The sequence below is a fragment of the Roseospirillum parvum genome (assembly GCF_900100455.1).
In the GTDB taxonomy this organism is placed as follows: Bacteria; Pseudomonadota; Alphaproteobacteria; order Rhodospirillales; family Rhodospirillaceae; genus Roseospirillum; species Roseospirillum parvum.
Window position 1 is genome coordinate 81,545 of sequence record NZ_FNCV01000007.1, and the last position, 17,913, is coordinate 99,457.

Consider the following 17,913-nt stretch of genomic DNA (forward strand, 5'->3'; position numbering starts at 1 on the left):
GCCACAATGCGCCGCCAATGTGGGAGCCCCTTTTCCTACCCGTGATCGGAGAGTCCACCCGTGTCCAGTCTGTCGCGCCTCCTGTTGCCCGCCCTGTTTTTGGTCGTTCTGGTGGCCGCCGTTCCCCGGCCGGCCGCGGCCTATGAGGAACGCGCCCTGGGCGATCCCAACGCCCCGCTGACCGTCACCGAATACTCGTCGCTGACCTGCGGCCACTGCGCCAACTTCCACACCGACGTGCTGCCGCGCCTTAAGCAAGAGTTCATCGACACCGGCAAGGTCTACTGGGTCTTCCGCGACTACCCCATCGGCCCGCTGGCCCAGGCCGGCGCGCTGATCGGCCGCTGCCTGCCCGAGCGCAGCTACTTCACCTACGTCAACGCGGTGTTCAAGAGCCAGCAGAGCTGGATGTCGGCCGCCGATCCGCTGGCCCGGCTGGCCGGCTACGCCCGCCTCTCCGGGCTGGCCCCGGAGGATCTCCAGGCCTGCATGAACAACGAGGAACTGTTCAACGAGATCGCGACAGTGTCCGAGGAGGCCTCGGCCAAGTGGGGCATCGACGGCACCCCGGCCTTCGTCATCGACGGCACGGTGCACAACGGCAACCAGGGCTACGACTACTTCGCCCGGGTGCTCAACACCCTGCTCAAGGCCAAGGGCGGGGCGGCCGAGTAGCGGCTCTCCCAGGCTGGGGAGCAGGCTGGGGAACTGGCGGGGGAACTGGCGACGGTGGTTCACTTCACCCGCCTTCGGCTGAGCGGCTTCAAGTCCTTCGTCGAGCCGACCGAGCTTCTCATCGAGCCCGGGATGACCGGCATCGTCGGTCCCAACGGCTGCGGCAAGTCCAATCTGGTCGAGGCGCTGCGCTGGGTGATGGGCGAAAGCTCGGCCCGCCAGATGCGCGGCTCGGAGATGGACGACGTCATCTTCGGCGGCACCGACCAGCGCCCGGCGCGCAATCTGGCCGAGGTCTCGGTGTGGCTGGACAACCGCGAACGGGGGCTGAAAGGCTCCCTGGCCGACGCCGACGAGTTGCAGGTCACCCGGCGCATCGAGCGCGGCTCGGGCTCGGCCTATCGCCTGAACGGGCGCGACATCCGGGCCAAGGACGCCCAGTTGCTGTTCGCCGACGCCGCCACCGGGGCGCGCTCCACGGCGATTGTCAGCCAGGGGCGCATCGGCGCCATCATCAACGCCAAGCCGGCCCAGCGCCGCGCCCTCTTGGAAGAGGCGGCCGGCATCAGCGGCCTGCACAGCCGCCGCCACGAGGCCGAGTTGCGCCTGAAGGGGGCGGAAACCAACCTGTCGCGGCTCGATGACGTGCTCTCCACCCTGAATGGGCAACTGGGCAACCTCAAGCGCCAGGCCCGTCAGGCGGCGCGCTACCGGGAGCTTTCCGATTCCATCCGCCTGACCGAGACCCGCCTGCTCTACCTGCGCTGGCGCCAAGCCATGCAGGAGCTGGACGCCGCCCGCCGCGCCCTGGCCGAGGCCGCCACCAGGGCCGGCCATCTGGAGGCCGAGGCCGGCCGCGCCGCCACCGCCCAGGCCGAGGCGGCCGAGGCGGTCGAGCCCCTGCGCAAGGCCGAAGCCGAGGCCGGGGCACGGCGCCAAAGATTGGCCCTCGAACGCGACCGGCTGGCCGAGGACGCCCGCCGGGTGGCGGCGGCGCGGCGCGACAACGAGGGGCGCCGCGACCAGATCGCCGCCGACCTGGAGCGCGAGCGCGCCCGCGCCGCCGACGCCGCCCAGGCGCTGGAACGGCTGGCCGGCGAAAAGGCCGACCTGGAACAGGCCGAGGCGGCCGAGGCAGGCACCGCCGGGCAGGCCGCCAGCGACCTCAAAACAGCCAGTCAGACGCTCAATCAGGTGGAAGCCCGGCTGGCCGAGGCGGAGCGGCAGGTCGCCCAGCACGCCGCCCAGGTGCAGGCCGCCGAGCGACGGGTCCAGGCGGCTGGCGAGCGTCGCACGCGGCTCGAGCAGCGCCGGGCCCAGGCCGAGGCGGAGCGCGAACGGGCGGCCCTGGCCCTGGCCGAGTTGAACGAGGCGGGCGGGGCCGGCGTCGCCCAGGCGGAAGCCGCCGAGGCCACCGCCCGCGCCGCCCGGGAAGCGGCCAGCCAGCGGGCCGAGACCGCCGCCGCCACGGCCCGCGAGGCCGCCGATACGGCCCGTGCCCGGGAGACCGAGGCGGCCCGCCTCAGGGCCGAGGCCGGGGCCCTGGAAGCGCTGCTCGCCGAGCCCTTGTCCGATGCCTCGGCCGGCCCCGGGGTGATCGACCGCATGGAGGCCCGGGCCGGCTTCGAGGCGGCCCTCGGCGCCGCCCTGGGCGACGATCTGGAGGCCCCGGAGGCGGCCCCGGACGGCCCCGCCGGCTGGGTCGCCCTGCCGCCGCTGGACGATGCCCCACCGCTGCCCCCCGGCGTCACCCCGCTCGGTGAGGTGATCACCGCCCCGCCGGTCCTGGCTCGCCGGTTGGCTCAGGTCGGCATCGCCGCCGACGCGGCCCAGGCGGCGCGGCTGCAAGGGGCGCTGGCGGTCGGCCAACGGCTGGTCACCGCCGAGGGCGGGCTGTGGCGCTGGGACGGTCTGCGCCGGGCCCCCGGCGCCCCCTCGGCGGCGGCGGCCCGACTGGCCCAGAAGAACCGGCTGGCCGGCCTGAAAGCCGATCTGGCCGAGGCCGAGACCGCCCACGCCGCCGCCGCCGAAGCGGCCCGGCGGGCCGCCGACGACAGTCAGGCGGCGACCCAGGCCGACCGCGCCGCCCGCCAGACCCTGAGCACCGCCGAGCAGGCGCTGGCCGAGGCCCGGCGGGTCGAACAGAAGCATCTGGCCGCCGCCACCCAGGCCCGGGGCCGCCTGGACTCGGCGACCGAGGCGGCCAGCCGGGCCGCCGACGAGGTGGCCGAGGCCGAGGCCGAGACAAGCGCCGCCGAGCAGGCCCGCGCCGCCCTCGGCGCCGACAGCCCGGCCAGCGCCGAGCTCCCCGCCCTGCGCCAACAGGTGGCCGAGGCGCGCGGCGCCCTGGTCGAGGCGCGCAGCCGCCACGACGGTCTGGCCCGCGCCGCCGAGACCCGGCGCCGTCGTCTGTCCGCGCTGGCCGAGGAGATCGCCGCCTGGGAGAGCCGGCGCGCCCAGGCGGCCAGCCAGGAGGCCGAGTTGGCGGCCCGCGCCGCCACCGTGGCCGAGGCCCTGGCCAACCTGGAGGGACGTCCGGAGGCCATCGAGCGCGACCGGACGGCCCTGGTCGACCGCCTGGAGGAAGCCGAGGCGGCGCGGCGCGCCGCCGGCGACGCCCTGGCCCAGGGCAACGCCGCCCTGAGCCGGGCCGATCAGGCCCTGCGTCAGGCCGAAAGCACCCTGGCGGCGGCGCGCGAGAACCGCATCCGCGCCGAGGGTCAGGTCAGCACCGCCGATGCCGCGGTGCGCGAGGTGGCCCGCGACATCGCCGAACGCCTCGACGCCACGCCCGATCAGGCGGCCGCGCGGGCGGCCCTGGAGGACCCGGACAATCCCCCGCCGGTCGACGCCCTGGCCCACCAGTTGGCCCGCCTGTCGGCCGACCGCGACGCCCTCGGCCCGGTCAACCTGAGGGCCGAGCAGGAAGCCGGGGAACTGGCCGAGCAGATCACCACCCTCAACACCGAGCGCGACGACCTGATCGCCGCCATCGCCCGCCTGCGCCAGGGCATCGGCGAATTGAACCGCGAGGGCCGGCAACGCCTGCTGGCCTCCTTCGAGGCGGTGGACCGCCACTTCCAGAACCTGTTCAGCCGCCTGTTCGGGGGTGGCAAGGCCCACTTGAGCCTGGTCGAGAACGACGACCCGCTGCTCGCCGGGCTGGAGATCATGGCCAGCCCGCCGGGCAAGCGGTTGCAGGTGCTGTCACTGCTGTCGGGCGGCGAGCAGGCGCTGACCGCCGTTGCCCTGCTGTTCGCCGTGTTCCTGACCAACCCGGCCCCGGTCTGCGTGCTCGACGAGGTGGACGCGCCGCTGGACGACGCCAACGTGGACCGCTTCTGCACCCTGGTCGGCGAGTTGGCGGCCGGGGCGACGCGCTTCCTGGTCATCACCCACCACCGCATGACCATGGCCCGCATGGACCGCCTGTTCGGCGTCACCATGGCCGAGCGCGGGGTTTCCAAGCTGGTCGGCGTCGACCTGCGCACGGCCGAGCGCCTGCGCGAGCGGTAGGCCAGCGCGTGAAACGCGGCGTGTCCTGGGGCGGGCCGGTGCCCGATGGCACCCTCGGCAAGGCTGCGGGGGGCAAGGCTGCGGGCGACCGACCTCGTCCGCGCCCCCTCCCCCCCAAACGGAAAAGGGGCGCCGGCTTGGCACCGGCGCCCCTCTTCGTCGGGTCGGTCCCTGGCGCGGCAATCCGCGCCTGGGCTCAGACCTCCTTCAGGTTCACGGCCGAGGACTTGCCGCGCTTGCGGTCCACCTCGATCTCGTAGGACACGCGCTGACCCTCGTTGAGGGTGCCCATGCCCGAGCGCTCGACGGCGCTGATGTGGACGAAGACGTCGGCCCCGCCCTCATCCGGGCAAATGAAACCATAGCCCTTGGTGGAATTGAACCATTTGACGGCACCCGTGCTCATTGTCGTCTCTCCTGTTTGGACGTTTCGGGGGTGTGGGGGTGTTCGGATATGTAAAGGAAGGATCAGGCCGCGCGGGCCTGGTCGTTGGTGGTGTTGGCGGGGCGGCGCCGGCTGCCCTGCGCGCCGCCCGGTTTGCCTTGCGGATTCTTGCCCTGGGGCTTGTTGCCCTGGGGCTTGCCCTGGAACTTGCCGCCCGGCTTGCCCTGCGGCTTGCCCTGGAACTTGCCGTTGCCGCGCGGCCCCTTGCGGGGCGCCCTGGCCGGCTCGGGCGGGACATCGCCGGTGGCCTCGATGGGCTTGCCGATGAGGCGCTCGATGTCGCGCAGCAGGCCGCGCTCCTCGGCGTCGCACAGCGACACGGCGATGCCGTCGCGGCCGGCCCGGGCGGTGCGCCCGATGCGGTGCACGTAGGCTTCCGGCACGTTGGGCAGCTCGAAGTTGATGACGTGCGAGACGCCATCCACATCGATGCCCCGGGCGGCGATGTCGGTCGCCACCAGGATGCCGACCCGGCCGTTGCGGAAGGCGCCCAGCGCCCGCTCGCGCTGACCCTGGCTCTTGTCGCCGTGGATGGCGGCGGCGTTGAGGCCGGCCCGCTCCAGGTGCTCGCTGACCCGGTCGGCGCCGCGCTTGGTGCGGGTGAAGACGATGGCCCGCTCCACGCCGTCGCGCAGAAGGTCGACCAGGGCGGCCCGCTTGGCGGCCCGCTCGACATGGATGACGCTTTGCGCGATGCGCTCCACCGGCCGGGCGGCGGGGGCGACCGAGGCTTCCACCGGGTCGCTCAGCACCTCGTCGGCCAGGGCGCGGATCTGCCCCGGCATGGTGGCCGACAGCAGGATGGTCTGCCGCTGGGTGGGCAGGCGGCCGATGATCTTGCGGATCGCCGGCAGGAAGCCGAGGTCGAACATCTGGTCGGCCTCGTCCAGCACCAAGCGGCCGGTGCCCGACAGGTTCACCACGCCGCTGTTCATGTGGTCGATCAGGCGGCCCGGCGTGGCGACCAGGATATCGACGCCCCGGGCCAGGGCGCGCACCTGCGGCCCGGGCCGCGCCCCGCCGACCACCAGGGCGATCGAGGGACGCTTGTGACGGCCCAGGGTGCGGAAGGTGTCGGCGATCTGGGCGGCCAGCTCTCGGGTCGGCGCCAGGATCAGGGCCTTGGCGCTTTTGGGATTGGCCGGGCGGCTGTCCAGGTGGTGCAGCAACGGCAGGGCGAAGGCCGCCGTCTTGCCGGTACCGGTCTGGGCGATGCCGACCAGATCGCGGCCCTCGAGCAGCGGGCCAATGGCCTGGGCCTGAATGGGCGTGGGAGTGGAAAAGCCTTCGGCGGCGAGCGCGCGAAGCAGGGGCTCGGCGAGGCCGAGACTTTCAAAGGATGTCAAGTTAGGGGGAGTCTTTCGTGGGGACGGCGGCCTCGGCACGCCCACAGTGGGGGGCGGCCTTTCGAGTTATGGTAACGCTGGCGCCGTCGGGTGGTGTCCGGGACGATATCCGACTAAAAGTGTGGGCCCAAGGGGCGGCACCTGTCGGAGGCTCCCGGGCGGGTGTCCCGTGACGGAGAGCCGCTTGTCTTTTCAGGGAAAAGCGGCCGGGATGGTGGGCGCGGCTGGGATTGAACCAGCGACCCCTCGCGTGTGAAGCGAGTGCTCTCCCGCTGAGCTACGCGCCCCCGTCGGGGAAGGCCGGACTTATACGGTCGGGCGGCGGGAGTGTCAAGCGGCACGGATGGCGGCCAGCGCGCCGGGCAGCTCGGCGAAGGCGTCAATCAGCCGGTCAGCCTTGAGTTCGGCCGGCGGCATATTGCAATAGCCGAAGCTGACGGCGATCACCGGCACCCCGGCGGCGCGGGCGGTGGCCACGTCGTGCGCGGAATCACCGATCAGCACGGCGTCGGCCGGATCGCCGCCGACCCGCTCGATGGCGGCCAGCAGGGGGGCCGGGTCGGGCTTCCTCACCGCCAGGGTGTCGCCGCCGACCACCGCCCCGAAATAGCCCGCCAGACCGAGCGCCTTGAGCAGGGTGTGGCTGGCCGCCTCCGGCTTGTTGGTGCACACGGCCAGCTTCACGCCCTGCCGGGCCAGGCGGTCGAGCTGGTCGATCACCCCCGGCCAGACGGTGGTCAGGCGGGCCGGGTCGGCGCCATAGATGTCGAGGAAGCGTTCGGTCCAGGCATCGAGCCCGGGTTCGGCGGGGCCGCCGGTGGCCTCCAGCGCCTGCTCGATCAGGCGGCGCGCCCCCTGGCCGACCATGCCACGGATGGCCTCGATGGGCAGCGGTGGGCGCCCCAGCCCGCCGCCCAGCACCTGGTTGACCGCCGCGTGCAGGTCGGGGGCGCTGTCGACCAGGGTACCGTCCAGGTCGAAGACCACGGTCGAAATGGGAAAGTCGGGCATCAGTGGCGGATCCGTGACAGAAAGATGAAGGTGCCCAGACTGTAAAACCCGGTTCTGTAACCTGGAGAAACACAAAGTGACTTGGGCCAGGGGCCCGGCCTGTGGCAGGTTCCGCATCGCCGGGTGGGCGTGGGGTCGATCTCCCTTGCCCGCTCCCGGCCAACCCGTCAAGCCCTCGAACCCGGGGAGCCCCGCTTCCGTGCCCACCACCGCCACCCCTGCCAGCCCCACCGCCGCAATCGTGCTCGCCGCCGGCCTGGGAACGCGCATGAAGTCGCGCCGCCCCAAGGTGATGCATGCGGTCGGCCACCGCCCGCTGGTCGGCCATGTGCTGGCGGCCCTGGCGGCCCTGCCGGCCGGCCAGCGCCCCGACCCGGCGGTGGTGGTCATCGGCCCCGACATGGACGAGTTGGCGCGCACCGTCGCCCCTCACCCGACGGTCATCCAGGCCGAGCGCCTGGGCACCGGGCACGCCGCCCGCCAGGCCCTGCCGGCCCTGCCCGAGAGCCCAGGTGACGTCTTCATCCTGTTCGGCGACACCCCGCTGATCCGCCCACAGACCCTGTCGGCCATGCTTGAAGCCCGCCGGGCCGGGCCGGCGGTGGTGGTGCTGGGCTTCAGGCCCCAGGAGCCCGGGGCCTATGGCCGCCTGATCACCGGCAGCCACGGCCTGGAGCGCATCGTCGAGGCGCGCGACGCCAGCCCCGAGGAATTGGCCGTGCCGCTGTGCAACTCCGGCGTCATGTGCCTCGACGGGGCGCGGTTGGCCGGCTGGCTGGAGGGACTCGGCAACGACAACGCCAAGGGCGAGTACTACCTGACCGACATCGTCGCCCTGGCCCGCGCCGAGGGCCTGCCCTGCGCGGTGGTCGAGGGCGACGAGGAAGAGCTGCTGGGGGTCAACGACCGGGCCGACCTGGCGCTGGCCGAATCCGCTTTCCAGGCCCGGGCCCGCAACCTCGCCCTGGCCGGCGGGGTGACCCTGACCGACCCCATGAGCGTGCATTTCAGCGCCGACACCCGGCTCGGCCAGGACGTCACGGTGGGGCCGTTCACCGTCTTCGGCCCCGGAGTGACGGTGGAGGCCGGGGTGACCATCAAGGGCTTCTGCCACCTGGAGGGCTGTACCGTCGAGGCCGGGGCCACCGTCGGCCCCTATGCCCGCCTGCGTCCCGGCGCCGAAATCGGCCCCGGGGCCCATATCGGCAACTTCGTCGAGGTGAAGAAGGCCAGCGTGGAGGCCGGGGCCAAGGTCAACCACCTGACCTACATCGGCGACGCCCGGGTGGGCGCCGGGGCCAACGTGGGCGCCGGCACCATCACCTGCAACTACGACGGCTTTGCCAAGCACCACACCGACATCGGCGCCGGCGCCTTCATCGGCTCCAACAGCGCCCTGGTCGCCCCGGTGAAAATCGGCGACGGCGCCATGGTCGGAGCCGGCAGCACCATCACCGAGGACGTGCCGGCCGACGCCCTGGGCCTGGCCCGGGGCCGCCAGCAGGTGCGCCCGGGCTGGGCGTCCCGCTTCCGCGCCGCCATGCGCCGGCTGCGCCACTGACCGTTTTTCCTTATCCCGTTCTCCATTCTCAAGGATCGATCCCACCATGTGCGGAATTGTCGGCATCATCGGCCAGGGCGAGGTCGCCCCGCTGCTGATCGAGGGCCTGATGCGCCTGGAATACCGGGGCTACGACAGCGCCGGCATCGCCACCCTGGTCAACGGCGGCATCGAGCGGCGCCGGGCCGAGGGCAAGATCGCCAACCTCAAGGCCCGCCTGGACGAGGCCCCGGTGGCCGGAACCATCGGCATCGGCCACACCCGCTGGGCGACCCACGGGGTGCCCAACGAGGTCAACGCCCATCCCCACGCCACGGCGCGGGTGGCGGTGGTCCACAACGGCATCATCGAGAACTTCCGGGAGCTGCGCGAGGAACTGACCGCCGCCGGCCAGGTCTTCGAGTCCGACACCGACACCGAGGCGGTGGTCCACCTGATCGACCATCACCTGGGCCGGGGGATGGACCCCGAGGAAGCGGTGGCGGCGGCGCTGAAGCGGCTGGAGGGGGCCTTCGCCCTGGCCGTGCTGTTCGCCGGCCGGCACGATCTTCTGATCGGCGCCCGGCGGGGCAGCCCGCTGGCCATCGGCCACGGCGACGGCGAGATGTTCCTGGGCTCCGACGCCCTGGCCCTGGCCCCGCTGACCCGCCGCATCGCCTACCTGGAGGACGGCGACTGGTGCGTGCTGAGCGCCGAGGGGGCCCGGGTGTTCGACGCCGAGGGCGCCCCGGTGGAGCGCCCGGTGGTGCAGACCGCCTTCTCCGGCGCCATGATCGGCAAGGGCGAGCACCGCCACTTCATGGCCAAGGAAATCTTCGAACAGCCCCAGGTCATGGGCGACACCCTGAACGCCATGTTCAACCCGGCCGAGCGGACCATCACCCTGCCCGACCTGGGGATGGACCTCAAGGACATCTCGCGGGTCACCCTGATCGGCTGCGGCACCGCCTCGCTGGCCGCCAGCGTGGCCAAGTACTGGATCGAGCACGTCGCCCGGGTGCCGGTCGAGGTCGACGTGGCCAGCGAGTTCCGCTACCGCTGCCCGCCCCTGCCCGAAGGCGGCGTCGCCCTGTTCATCAGCCAGTCGGGCGAGACCGCCGACACCCTGGCCGCCCTGCGCTACGCCAAAAGCCAGGGGCAGCGGGTGATCGGCGTGGTCAACGTGCCGGAAAGCACCATCGCGCGCGAAGCCGACGCGGTGCTGCCGACCCTCGCCGGGCCGGAAATCGGGGTCGCCGCCACCAAGACCTTCGTCAGCCAGTTGATGGTCCTGGCCTGCTTCTCGCTGGCCCTGGCCGAGGCGCGCGGCGCGGTGGCGCCGGATCGGGTGGCGGCGCTGTCGGCGGCGCTGGCCGAGGTGCCCTCGCGCGCCGTCGAGGTGCTGAACCACGACAAGCGCATCCGCGACATCGCGGCCGATCTGGCGGAGGCCCGCGACGTCCTCTACCTGGGCCGCGGGACGAGCTATCCGCTGGCCCTGGAAGGGGCGCTGAAGCTGAAGGAGATCAGCTACATCCACGCCGAGGGCTATGCCGCCGGCGAGATGAAGCACGGGCCCATCGCGCTGATCGACGAGACCGTGCCGGTGATCGTCATCGCGCCGTCGGACGGGCTGTTCGAGAAGACCGCCTCGAACGTGCAGGAGGTGGTCGCCCGGGGCGGCCGGGTGGTGCTGTTCAGCGACGCCGCCGGCATCGCGCGGATGGGCGACACGGCGCTCTATGCCATCGAGATGCCCGCCGTCGATCCCTTCGTCACGCCCCTGCTGTACGCCCTGCCGATCCAGCTTCTGGCCTACCACATCGCCGTCCACAAAGGCACCGACGTCGACCAACCCCGCAACCTTGCCAAGAGCGTGACGGTGGAGTAGCCCCCCCACCCCGCCTTGACGGGCCCCGGAAGCCTCTCTACACCATGGAAGCCTGACCGGACGCCGCCCCAGGGGCGTCTTCCGGGCGTTTTCCCTTTTGCCGGAGCCCGCCGCGATGACCTTTCAGCCCAACTCGCCGCACGCCCGCGACGTTCGCTATCACCTGCACCCGTACACCAACCTCAAGGCCCACGAGGAGCAGGGCCCGCTGATCATCGAGCGCGGCGAGGGGGTCTACGTCTTCGACGATTCCGGCAAACGCTACCTGGAAGGGCTGGCCGGCCTGTGGTGCACCGGCCTCGGCTTCTCGGAAGAGCGCCTCGCCAAGGCGGCCTACGAGCAGATGCGCAAGCTGCCCTATGCCCACAGCTTCGCCCACCGCTCGCACCCGGCGGTGATCGATCTGGCCGAGAAGCTGATCTCGCTGGCCCCGGACAGCATCAGCAAGGTGTTCTTCACCAACTCGGGCAGCGAGGCCAACGACACCCAGGTCAAGATCGTGCGCTACTACAACAACGTGCGCGGCCGGCCCGAGAAGAAGAAGATCATCGCCCGCAAGGGCTCCTACCACGGCATCACCCTGGCCTCGGCCAGCCTGACCGGGCTCGCTTACGCCCACAAGTTCTTCGATCTGCCGCTGGACGGCTTCCTGCACACCGAGGCGCCCCACCCCTACCACGGCGCCGAGCCGGGGGAGAGCGAGGAAGACTACGCCAGCCGGCTGGCCCAGATGCTGGATGACATGATCGTCGCCGAGGGCCCGGACACCGTCGCCGCCTTCATCGCCGAGCCGGTGATGGGCGCCGGCGGGGTGATGCCGCCGCCGGCCACCTATTTCGAGAAAATCCAGGCGGTGCTGAAAAAGCACGACGTGCTGTTCATCGCCGACGAGGTGATCTGCGGCTTCGGGCGCACCGGCAACATGTTCGCCTGCGAGACCTATGGCCTGAAGCCGGACATGCTGACGGTGGCCAAGCAGCTTTCCTCGGGCTACCTGCCGATCGCCGGCGCCATGGTCAGCGACGAGATCTATCAGGTCTTGAAGGAAGGCAGCGCCGAGGCCGGCACCTTCGGCACCGGCTACACCTACACCGGCCACCCGGTGTCGGCCGCCGTCGCCCTGGAAACCCTGAACATCTACCAGGAGCGCGACATCGTCGGCCACGTGCGCGCCGTCATGGGCCGCTTCCAGGAACGCCTGATGGCCCTGGGCGAGCACCCGCTGGTCGGCGAGGCACGCGGCGTGGGCCTGATCGGCGCCGTCGAGCTGGTCGAGGACAAGGCCGGGAAGCGCAACTTCGACGCCGCCCGCAAGATCGGCGCCCGGGCCGCCCAGTTGTGCCAGGAGGAAGGCGTGCTGCTGCGCCCGCTGGCCAACGACACGGTCGCCGCCTGCCCGCCGCTGATCATCGAGCCGGCCCAGGTGGAAGAGCTGTTCGACGGCTTCACCCGCGGCCTCGACCGGCTGGCCGGCGAGCTGGGGGTGGCGGTCTGAGGACCGGCCGGCGCCCCGAGGCGTGAAGGAATAAACCCGTGAGCCGCCTGCTGATCGTCCTCGGGGCCGTGCTGCTGGTGGCGCTGGCCGGGCTGCTGGCCGCCCCCTCGCTGATCGACTGGAACCGCTACAAGGAGCCGGTGGCCGAGCAGCTTGGCCGGGCCCTCGGCCAGCCGCTGGCCATCGAGGGCGAGTTGTCGGCCAGCCTGCTGCCCCGCCCCACCCTGAGCGCCGGGCAGGTGGTGCTGGCGGCGCCACCGGGCAGCCCGGCGCCCCATCTGGCGCGCATCGAGCGGGCCCGCGTCGATGTCGCCCTGGCGCCCCTGTTGCGCGGCCGCATCCAGGTCGCCTCGGTGCGAATCGAGCGGCCCGATGTCCACCTGGAGCGCCACCCCGACGGCCGCCTGAGCTGGCAGCCGGCCCCCGCTGGCGACGCGCCGGTGGCCGGCCAGGACAGCGGCCGGCGGGCCGGCGGCCTGCTGCATCCCGAGGCCGAAGAGGCGCCCGCCCTGCCCGGCGGCGACCTCGACATCCGTCTCGACCGCCTGGAGGTGGCCGACGGCACCCTGACCTACCGCGACCTGGCCAACGGGCGCCAGGTGACGGTGGGCGACATCAACGCCCGGCTTGCCGCCGGCTCGCTGAGCGGCCCCTTCGAGTTGTCCGGGCAGGCCCGCCTGGGCGACCTGCCGCTCGGCGTCGACCTGAAGACCGGGGCCCTGGGCGGCGACAACGCGGTGCCGCTGAGCCTCACCCTGTCCCTGCCCCAAGGTGGCCATCCCGATGGTGACGACACGGTGGCGGTCAGCGGCCTGCTCTCCGAGTTGTCGGCCGGGCGCACCCTGCGCGGCACCCTGAGCGCGCGCAGCGCCGATCCGGCGGCGCTGGCGGCCCGCCTCGCGCCGCTGCTCGGCGCCGCGCCGCCGAACCTGCCCTCGGCCCCGCTGGCCCTGGACGGCACCCTGGAGATCGACCCCAGGAAGGCGCGGTTGGACAGCGCCACCCTCTCGCTGGGCGAGGGCGAGTCGCGGGTCGACGGGCGGCTGGATGGCGGCCTGGAGTGGTCGGGCGATGTCCCCCGGGGCACCCTGCGGCTGGCCTTCACCCGCCTCGACCTGGACACCCTGCTCGGCGCGACGCCCGGCAGCGGCCACAAGACAGGCGGCACGACGGCGGCCAAGCCGGCGCCCTCGGCCAGCCCGGCAGCCGACACGGCGGCCCCCCCGGCCGACTTCTCGCTGCCGACCAACCTTGCCCTGAGCGCCGAGGTGGCGGTCGATGCCCTGCTCTGGCACGGCAAGCCGATCCGCCAGGTGCGCCTGGACGCCGCCCTGGCCGATGGCGAGATCACCCTGCACCAGGGGGCCGCCCTGCTGCCCGCCGGGGCCGATGTCACCGTGTTCGGCTTCCTGGGGGCGCGCGACGGCCAGCCCCACCTGGACGCCACCGTGGAGGCCACCGGGGCCAACCTGTCGCGCCTGCTCGATTGGCTGGGCGTGGACACCGCCCCGGTACCCGATGATCGCCTGCTCGGCTTCACCCTGAGCGCCGGGGTGGCCGGCGGGCCGCAGCGGCTGGCCGTCAACAACCTGCGCCTGAGGCTCGATTCGACCAGCCTGTCCGGGGCCATGACCCTGATCCCCGGGCCGCGTCCGGCGCTCGGGATCAATCTGGCGGTCGACCGGCTGGACGTGGACTCCTACCTGCCGCCGAGCCAGCCGACCGCCAACGACCAGCCGACAGTCGGACCGACAACAGAACCGACCACCGATGCCGGCTCCCCCGCCCCGGGGACCCCCTCCCCCGCCGATCCGGGCATCGCCGGACCGCCCCTGCTGGCCGGGCTGGGCGTGCTCAACGACCTGGACGCCAACTTCAAGCTCAGCCTGGAGCGGCTGACCTGGCGCCACCAGGGCTTCCGCGATCTGGCCGCCGAGGGCAGTCTGGTCCAGGGGCGCCTGGACCTGAGCCAGTTGACCCTGACCAGCGAGGGCGCCGAGGCCAGCTTCCATGGCGGCCTGTCCGGCTTCGGCGCCGCGCCGCGCTTCCACGATCTGGCCTACGCCCTGCGCAGCCCGCGCCCCGAGGCACTGGTCGAGCGGCTCGGCCTCGCCCTGCCGCTGCCGGCCGAGCGGCTGGCCCCGCTGGCCCTGGCCGGCACCCTCAACGGCAGCCTCGCCGCCCTCACCGTGGACAGCCACAACGAGCTGGCCGGGGCGGTGGTCCGCCTGAACGGCAGCCTCAGCCAGTTGCACCGCAGCCCCGGCTTCGACCTCGCCGTGGAGGCCAGCCACGCCAGCCTGGAAGACCTGATCGGCCTGTTCGAGCCGGGCTACCGGGCCGCCGAGGGGCCACTCGGGGCGTTGGCCCTGAGCACCCGGGCGCACGGCCGGCCGGCCGCCTTCGATCTCGACGATCTGCGCCTGCAGGCCGGCCCGGCCCGGCTGGCCGGCAACCTTTCGGTCACCCTGGCCGACGGGGCGCGCCCCCACCTGTCGGGCCGCCTGCAAGCCCACGAGTTGGACCTCGACCGCTTCCGCGCCGCCCCGCGCGACACGGCCGACAACGACACGGCGCCGCAGGGCCTGCTCGTCCCCGCCGCCTGGAAGCGCCCGGCGCCGAAAGCCGATCAGGTGGCCCAGGCGGCCGGCGGCGGTCGCTGGTCCGAGGCCCCGATCGATCTGGCCGCCCTGGGCCGCCTCGACGCCGACCTGGAACTGGCCGCGGTCAGCCTGGGCCTGGGCGGGCTGACCCTGGGCGATGCCGAGATCACCGCCCACCTGAGCGACGCCACCCTCGACCTGACCCGCATCGCCGGCACCCTCTACGGCGGCCAACTCAGCGCCACGGCGCGCCTCAAGGGGGCCCGTCACAGCACCCTGGGGACCGATTTCACGCTTTCCGACATGGATCTGGCCCGCGCCCTGGTCGCCACCGGGGGGCGCGCCGGGGCCGGCGGGCGGGTTGATCTGTCGGCCCGCCTGTCCACCGCCGGCGGCTCGCTGGCCGACTGGGTGGGCGGCCTGGGCGGCGACGGCGAGCTGGCCCTGAAGGCGCTGGAAATCCGCCAGGAGGACGAGGCCGGGGCGCTCGCCGCCCTGGGCGCCCTCAACCATCTGGCCGGCGCCCTGGGCAGCGGCGCCGGAGCCGGGCTGGCCTCGCTGAGCGGGCCGTTCACGGTGAACCAGGGGGTGGTCCGCTTCCCCGGGCTCGATCTGGCCTCCAACCTTTACACCGGCGAGCTGGCCGGCACGGCCGATCTGGTCGACTGGCGGATCGACGCCGCCGGGCAGGCCCACCTGTCGCAGAACCTGTTGACCCAACTGCTGGCCAGCCAGGTCAAGGTGCCCCGGACGGTGGGCATCGAGATCGCCGGCACCCTGGACGATCCGGAGCGCATCCGCATCGACACCGGGCAGGCGACCCGCCAGACGCCCCAGCAGCCAGCCGCCCCGGCGGCCAGCCCCGAGGAGCAGATCATCCGCGGCGTGCTCGACAACCTGCTGAACCGCTGACGGCAATGGACGCCCGGCCGCCCTCCTCCCCCACCCGGCCCGAGGTCGATCCCACCGACTGGCGGCCGCGCCGCCTGCCCCTGGCCGAACTGGTGGCAACCCCGCTCGGCCTGACCCGCCCCGCCCCGCACAGCCTGCCGGCGGTTTTCGCCTCGCCCCATTCGGGCCGCCTCTACCCGGAGGAATTCCTGGCCCAGAGCCGGGTTTCGCTGGACCGCCTGCGGCACAGCGAGGATGCCTACATGGACCTGTTGATGGCCGCCGTGCCCGCCCTGGGGGCGCCGCTGCTGGCGGCCCGCTTCCCGCGCACCCTGGTCGATGTCAACCGCGAGCCCTACGAGTGGGACCCGGCGCTGTTCGAGGGGCAACTGCCCGATCAGGCCAACAGCGGCTCGCTGCGCGTGCGCCATGGCCTGGGCACCCTGGCCCGGGTGGTCGCCGGCGGCGAGCCAATCTATGACCACCGCCTGCCGGTGGCCGAGGGCGAGGCCCGGCTGGCCGACTTCTACTGGCCCTATCATCAGGCCCTGGGCGGACTGATCGGCGAGACGCGGGACCTGTTCGGGCTGTGCGTGCTGATCGACTGCCACTCCATGCCCGGCGGGGCCGGACGTGGCGGCGAGGGGCCAGACATCGTGCTGGGCGACTGCCACGGCGCCTCGGCGGCGCCGGAGCTGGTGGCGGGGCTGGAAAAGCGCCTGAAGGGGGCCGGCTTCCGGGTGGTCCGCAACCGGCCCTACGCCGGCGGCCACACCACCCAGCACTATGGCCGCCCGGGCCACAAGGTGCACGCCGTGCAGGTCGAGGTGGCCCGCCCGCTGTACATGGACCCGATCACCCTGGCGCCACGCCCCGCCTTCGCCCACGCCGCCCCCCTGGCCGAGGCGCTGGTCGCCGGCCTGAGGGATGTGTTGGGGGCTTGAGGGAACCGGGCGGAGAGCCGCGCCGGCGTGCCCTCCCAACATAATTATCCACCGACCCTGGTCGATCCGGGACAAATCGGATATTTTTGGACGCGCTCAAACCCCTGCCGTGGGTGCGGGCCGACCGGTATCGCTCAAGGCCCAGCCGTCAATCCTGGGGCCGGGTGACACAAGACGGAATGGCCTGCCCTGTTCCCGGCCTCCTGTCGCAAGTCGTTGCCGCCAGCCATCCGAAGCACGGGCAGTTCCTGAACCCCGAAAGAGAGAACGCCGCCATGGCCTGGAGTGACATCGGGCGCTGCTTCAAGAACCTGCAAAGCGCGCCCCCGACCGGCCCCGAGGCCGACGCCCTGTGGGCCGAGTTCACCCGCGCCGTCGAGGCCACGCGGCACAACCCACCCTACCACCTCAAGCTCCTGCTGGAGCACCTGGAGCAGGCCCGTGGCCCGCGCGAGCGCTCCGAGTACCGCCTGCTGGACCACGGATGCGGGGGCGGACGCAATCTGTTCTATCTCGCCGTGCTGGGATACACCGATTTCTGGGGGGTCGACATGGGCGACCTCCCCTACCACCGCCAGCTCAATGCCATCGCGGCCGAACGCTTCGGCCATGCCGAACCCCGCCTGCTGGGCTACGACGGAACTCACCTGCCCCTGCCCACGGGCAGCGTGGACGCGGTGTTCAGCCAGCAGGTCCTGGAGCATGTGACGGACGCCCAACTGGACGCCTATTACGCCGAGGAAGGGCGGGTTCTGGTGGCCGGAGGGATCGCCCTTCACTACGTGCCGCACCGGTTGGTGCCCTATGACTCCCACACCCGCACCTGGCTCATCCATTACCTGCCGAAGCCGCTGTACCACCGGGCTGGCCGGATCATCGGCCGGCCCGTGCCGGGACATCTTCATCTCAGATGGCCCTGGCACCATCGCCGGCTGGCGCGTCGCCACATCGGCGCCGTGCGTGACCTCACGCTTCAGCGATTCTTTGTCCACCTGGGCGATCAGGATGCCTACGACGGCCCCCGCGCCCTGCGCCGGCTGCTTGGCGCGGCGCTGAGGCAGCCTTGGCTCAACCGGCTGGCCGCCCCCCTGGTCGGCAATCTTGTGATGCTGGAAACCCTGGCCACCAAGCCGCCCGAAACCGCCTGATCAGCCTCCCGAAGAGCCGGCCGGCTCACGGGCAGGATGACGGGGCCTCGGCCCGGGTGGGGTTTGGTGCGGGCGGGGGGACTCGAACCCCCATGCCTTTGAAAGGCAACGGGTTTTAAGCCCGCTGCGTCTACCGATTTCGCCACGCCCGCGTCTGGATGGCACGGCCCATGACGTGCCGCGCCCAATTCTTGATACCCCCCGAGGGGCGTTCAGGGCAACCGCGCCGACAACCCATTGGGGCAACCCATTCTGGCAGCCGGAAGCGGGCCGGCGGGCGCCGGCTCGTTGTGCGGTGCAGCGATCAAGAGAGCCGCGCACCATACGCCAAAGCCCGAACATTTTCAAGGTTACAAAAAGCATAGTCCTGGGGTGTCATAAGTATCACCCACACACCCTGATCTAGCG

General features: G+C 72.5%; 11 protein-coding genes and 2 tRNA genes. 8 read left to right on the forward strand and 5 right to left on the reverse strand.

Annotation, left to right across the window (positions count from 1 at the left end):
• The first annotated feature begins 60 nt into the window (after positions 1 to 60).
• Together BLR95_RS11245 and BLR95_RS11250 are read left to right on the forward strand one after the other, a co-directional pair.
• On the forward strand, positions 61 to 675 hold the full coding sequence (locus tag BLR95_RS11245; RefSeq protein ID WP_245689471.1) for a DsbA family protein: 615 nt from the start codon (positions 61 to 63) through the stop codon (positions 673 to 675).
• A gap of 54 nt (positions 676 to 729) precedes the next feature.
• Positions 730 to 4,191 (forward strand): chromosome segregation SMC family protein, encoded by a 3,462-nt coding sequence (locus BLR95_RS11250; RefSeq protein ID WP_092619947.1) that lies wholly within the window; start codon positions 730 to 732, stop codon positions 4,189 to 4,191.
• A 196-nt stretch (positions 4,192 to 4,387) separates the two neighbouring features.
• On the opposite strand, the gene BLR95_RS11255 is transcribed toward BLR95_RS11250, so the two are convergent.
• From BLR95_RS11255 to gph, 4 genes are all read right to left on the reverse strand, one after another.
• Positions 4,388 to 4,597 carry a cold-shock protein gene (locus tag BLR95_RS11255; RefSeq protein ID WP_092619950.1) on the reverse strand — a complete coding sequence of 70 codons (210 nt, stop codon included), beginning with the start codon at positions 4,595 to 4,597 and terminating at the stop codon, positions 4,388 to 4,390.
• A 62-nt stretch (positions 4,598 to 4,659) separates the two neighbouring features.
• Complete coding sequence (locus BLR95_RS11260; RefSeq protein WP_092619953.1) at positions 4,660 to 5,982, reverse strand: DEAD/DEAH box helicase; 1,323 nt, start codon at positions 5,980 to 5,982, stop codon at positions 4,660 to 4,662.
• Positions 5,983 to 6,194: 212 nt separating this feature from the next.
• Positions 6,195 to 6,269 (reverse strand) — tRNA-Val (locus tag BLR95_RS11265).
• 43 nt (positions 6,270 to 6,312) lie between these two features.
• A complete protein-coding gene (gene gph, locus BLR95_RS11270) occupies positions 6,313 to 6,993 on the reverse strand; it encodes a phosphoglycolate phosphatase (protein ID WP_092619956.1) in 681 nt (226 codons plus the stop codon).
• A 199-nt stretch (positions 6,994 to 7,192) separates the two neighbouring features.
• Here gph and glmU point away from each other — a divergent pair, with 199 nt between their 5' ends.
• The 6 genes from glmU to BLR95_RS11300 all read left to right on the forward strand — a co-directional run bounded on the left by glmU (position 7,193) and on the right by BLR95_RS11300 (position 17,505).
• Entirely contained in the window at positions 7,193 to 8,554 is a 1,362-nt protein-coding gene (glmU, locus tag BLR95_RS11275; protein ID WP_281241296.1) for a bifunctional UDP-N-acetylglucosamine diphosphorylase/glucosamine-1-phosphate N-acetyltransferase GlmU, read from the forward strand.
• A gap of 46 nt (positions 8,555 to 8,600) precedes the next feature.
• Positions 8,601 to 10,424 (forward strand): glutamine--fructose-6-phosphate transaminase (isomerizing), encoded by a 1,824-nt coding sequence (gene glmS, locus BLR95_RS11280; protein WP_092619962.1) that lies wholly within the window; start codon positions 8,601 to 8,603, stop codon positions 10,422 to 10,424.
• 115 nt (positions 10,425 to 10,539) lie between these two features.
• The gene (locus BLR95_RS11285; protein ID WP_092619965.1) at positions 10,540 to 11,919 is read left to right on the forward strand and encodes an aspartate aminotransferase family protein; all 1,380 of its coding nucleotides are present in this window, start codon (positions 10,540 to 10,542) and stop codon (positions 11,917 to 11,919) included.
• 38 nt (positions 11,920 to 11,957) lie between these two features.
• Entirely contained in the window at positions 11,958 to 15,434 is a 3,477-nt protein-coding gene (locus BLR95_RS11290; RefSeq protein WP_092619968.1) for an AsmA family protein, read from the forward strand.
• A 5-nt stretch (positions 15,435 to 15,439) separates the two neighbouring features.
• Positions 15,440 to 16,357 carry an N-formylglutamate amidohydrolase gene (locus tag BLR95_RS11295; protein WP_092619971.1) on the forward strand — a complete coding sequence of 306 codons (918 nt, stop codon included), beginning with the start codon at positions 15,440 to 15,442 and terminating at the stop codon, positions 16,355 to 16,357.
• A gap of 275 nt (positions 16,358 to 16,632) precedes the next feature.
• Positions 16,633 to 17,505 (forward strand): class I SAM-dependent methyltransferase, encoded by an 873-nt coding sequence (locus BLR95_RS11300; protein ID WP_176787800.1) that lies wholly within the window; start codon positions 16,633 to 16,635, stop codon positions 17,503 to 17,505.
• Between the two features lie 64 nt (positions 17,506 to 17,569).
• On the opposite strand, the gene BLR95_RS11305 is transcribed toward BLR95_RS11300, so the two are convergent.
• Positions 17,570 to 17,657 (reverse strand) — tRNA-Leu (locus BLR95_RS11305).
• Positions 17,658 to 17,913 lie beyond the last annotated feature (256 nt).

What these genes read in the sequence shown, in the direction of transcription:
- BLR95_RS11255 (WP_092619950.1), bottom strand. Translation starts at nt 4,597, where the DNA reads ATGAGCACGGGTGCCGTCAAATGGTTCAATTCCACCAAGGGCTATGGT.
- gph (WP_092619956.1), bottom strand. Translation starts at nt 6,993, where the DNA reads ATGCCCGACTTTCCCATTTCGACCGTGGTCTTCGACCTGGACGGTACC.
- glmS (WP_092619962.1), top strand. Translation starts at nt 8,601, where the DNA reads ATGTGCGGAATTGTCGGCATCATCGGCCAGGGCGAGGTCGCCCCGCTG.
- BLR95_RS11285 (WP_092619965.1), top strand. Translation starts at nt 10,540, where the DNA reads ATGACCTTTCAGCCCAACTCGCCGCACGCCCGCGACGTTCGCTATCAC.
- BLR95_RS11295 (WP_092619971.1), top strand. Translation starts at nt 15,440, where the DNA reads ATGGACGCCCGGCCGCCCTCCTCCCCCACCCGGCCCGAGGTCGATCCC.
- BLR95_RS11300 (WP_176787800.1), top strand. Translation starts at nt 16,633, where the DNA reads ATGGCCTGGAGTGACATCGGGCGCTGCTTCAAGAACCTGCAAAGCGCG.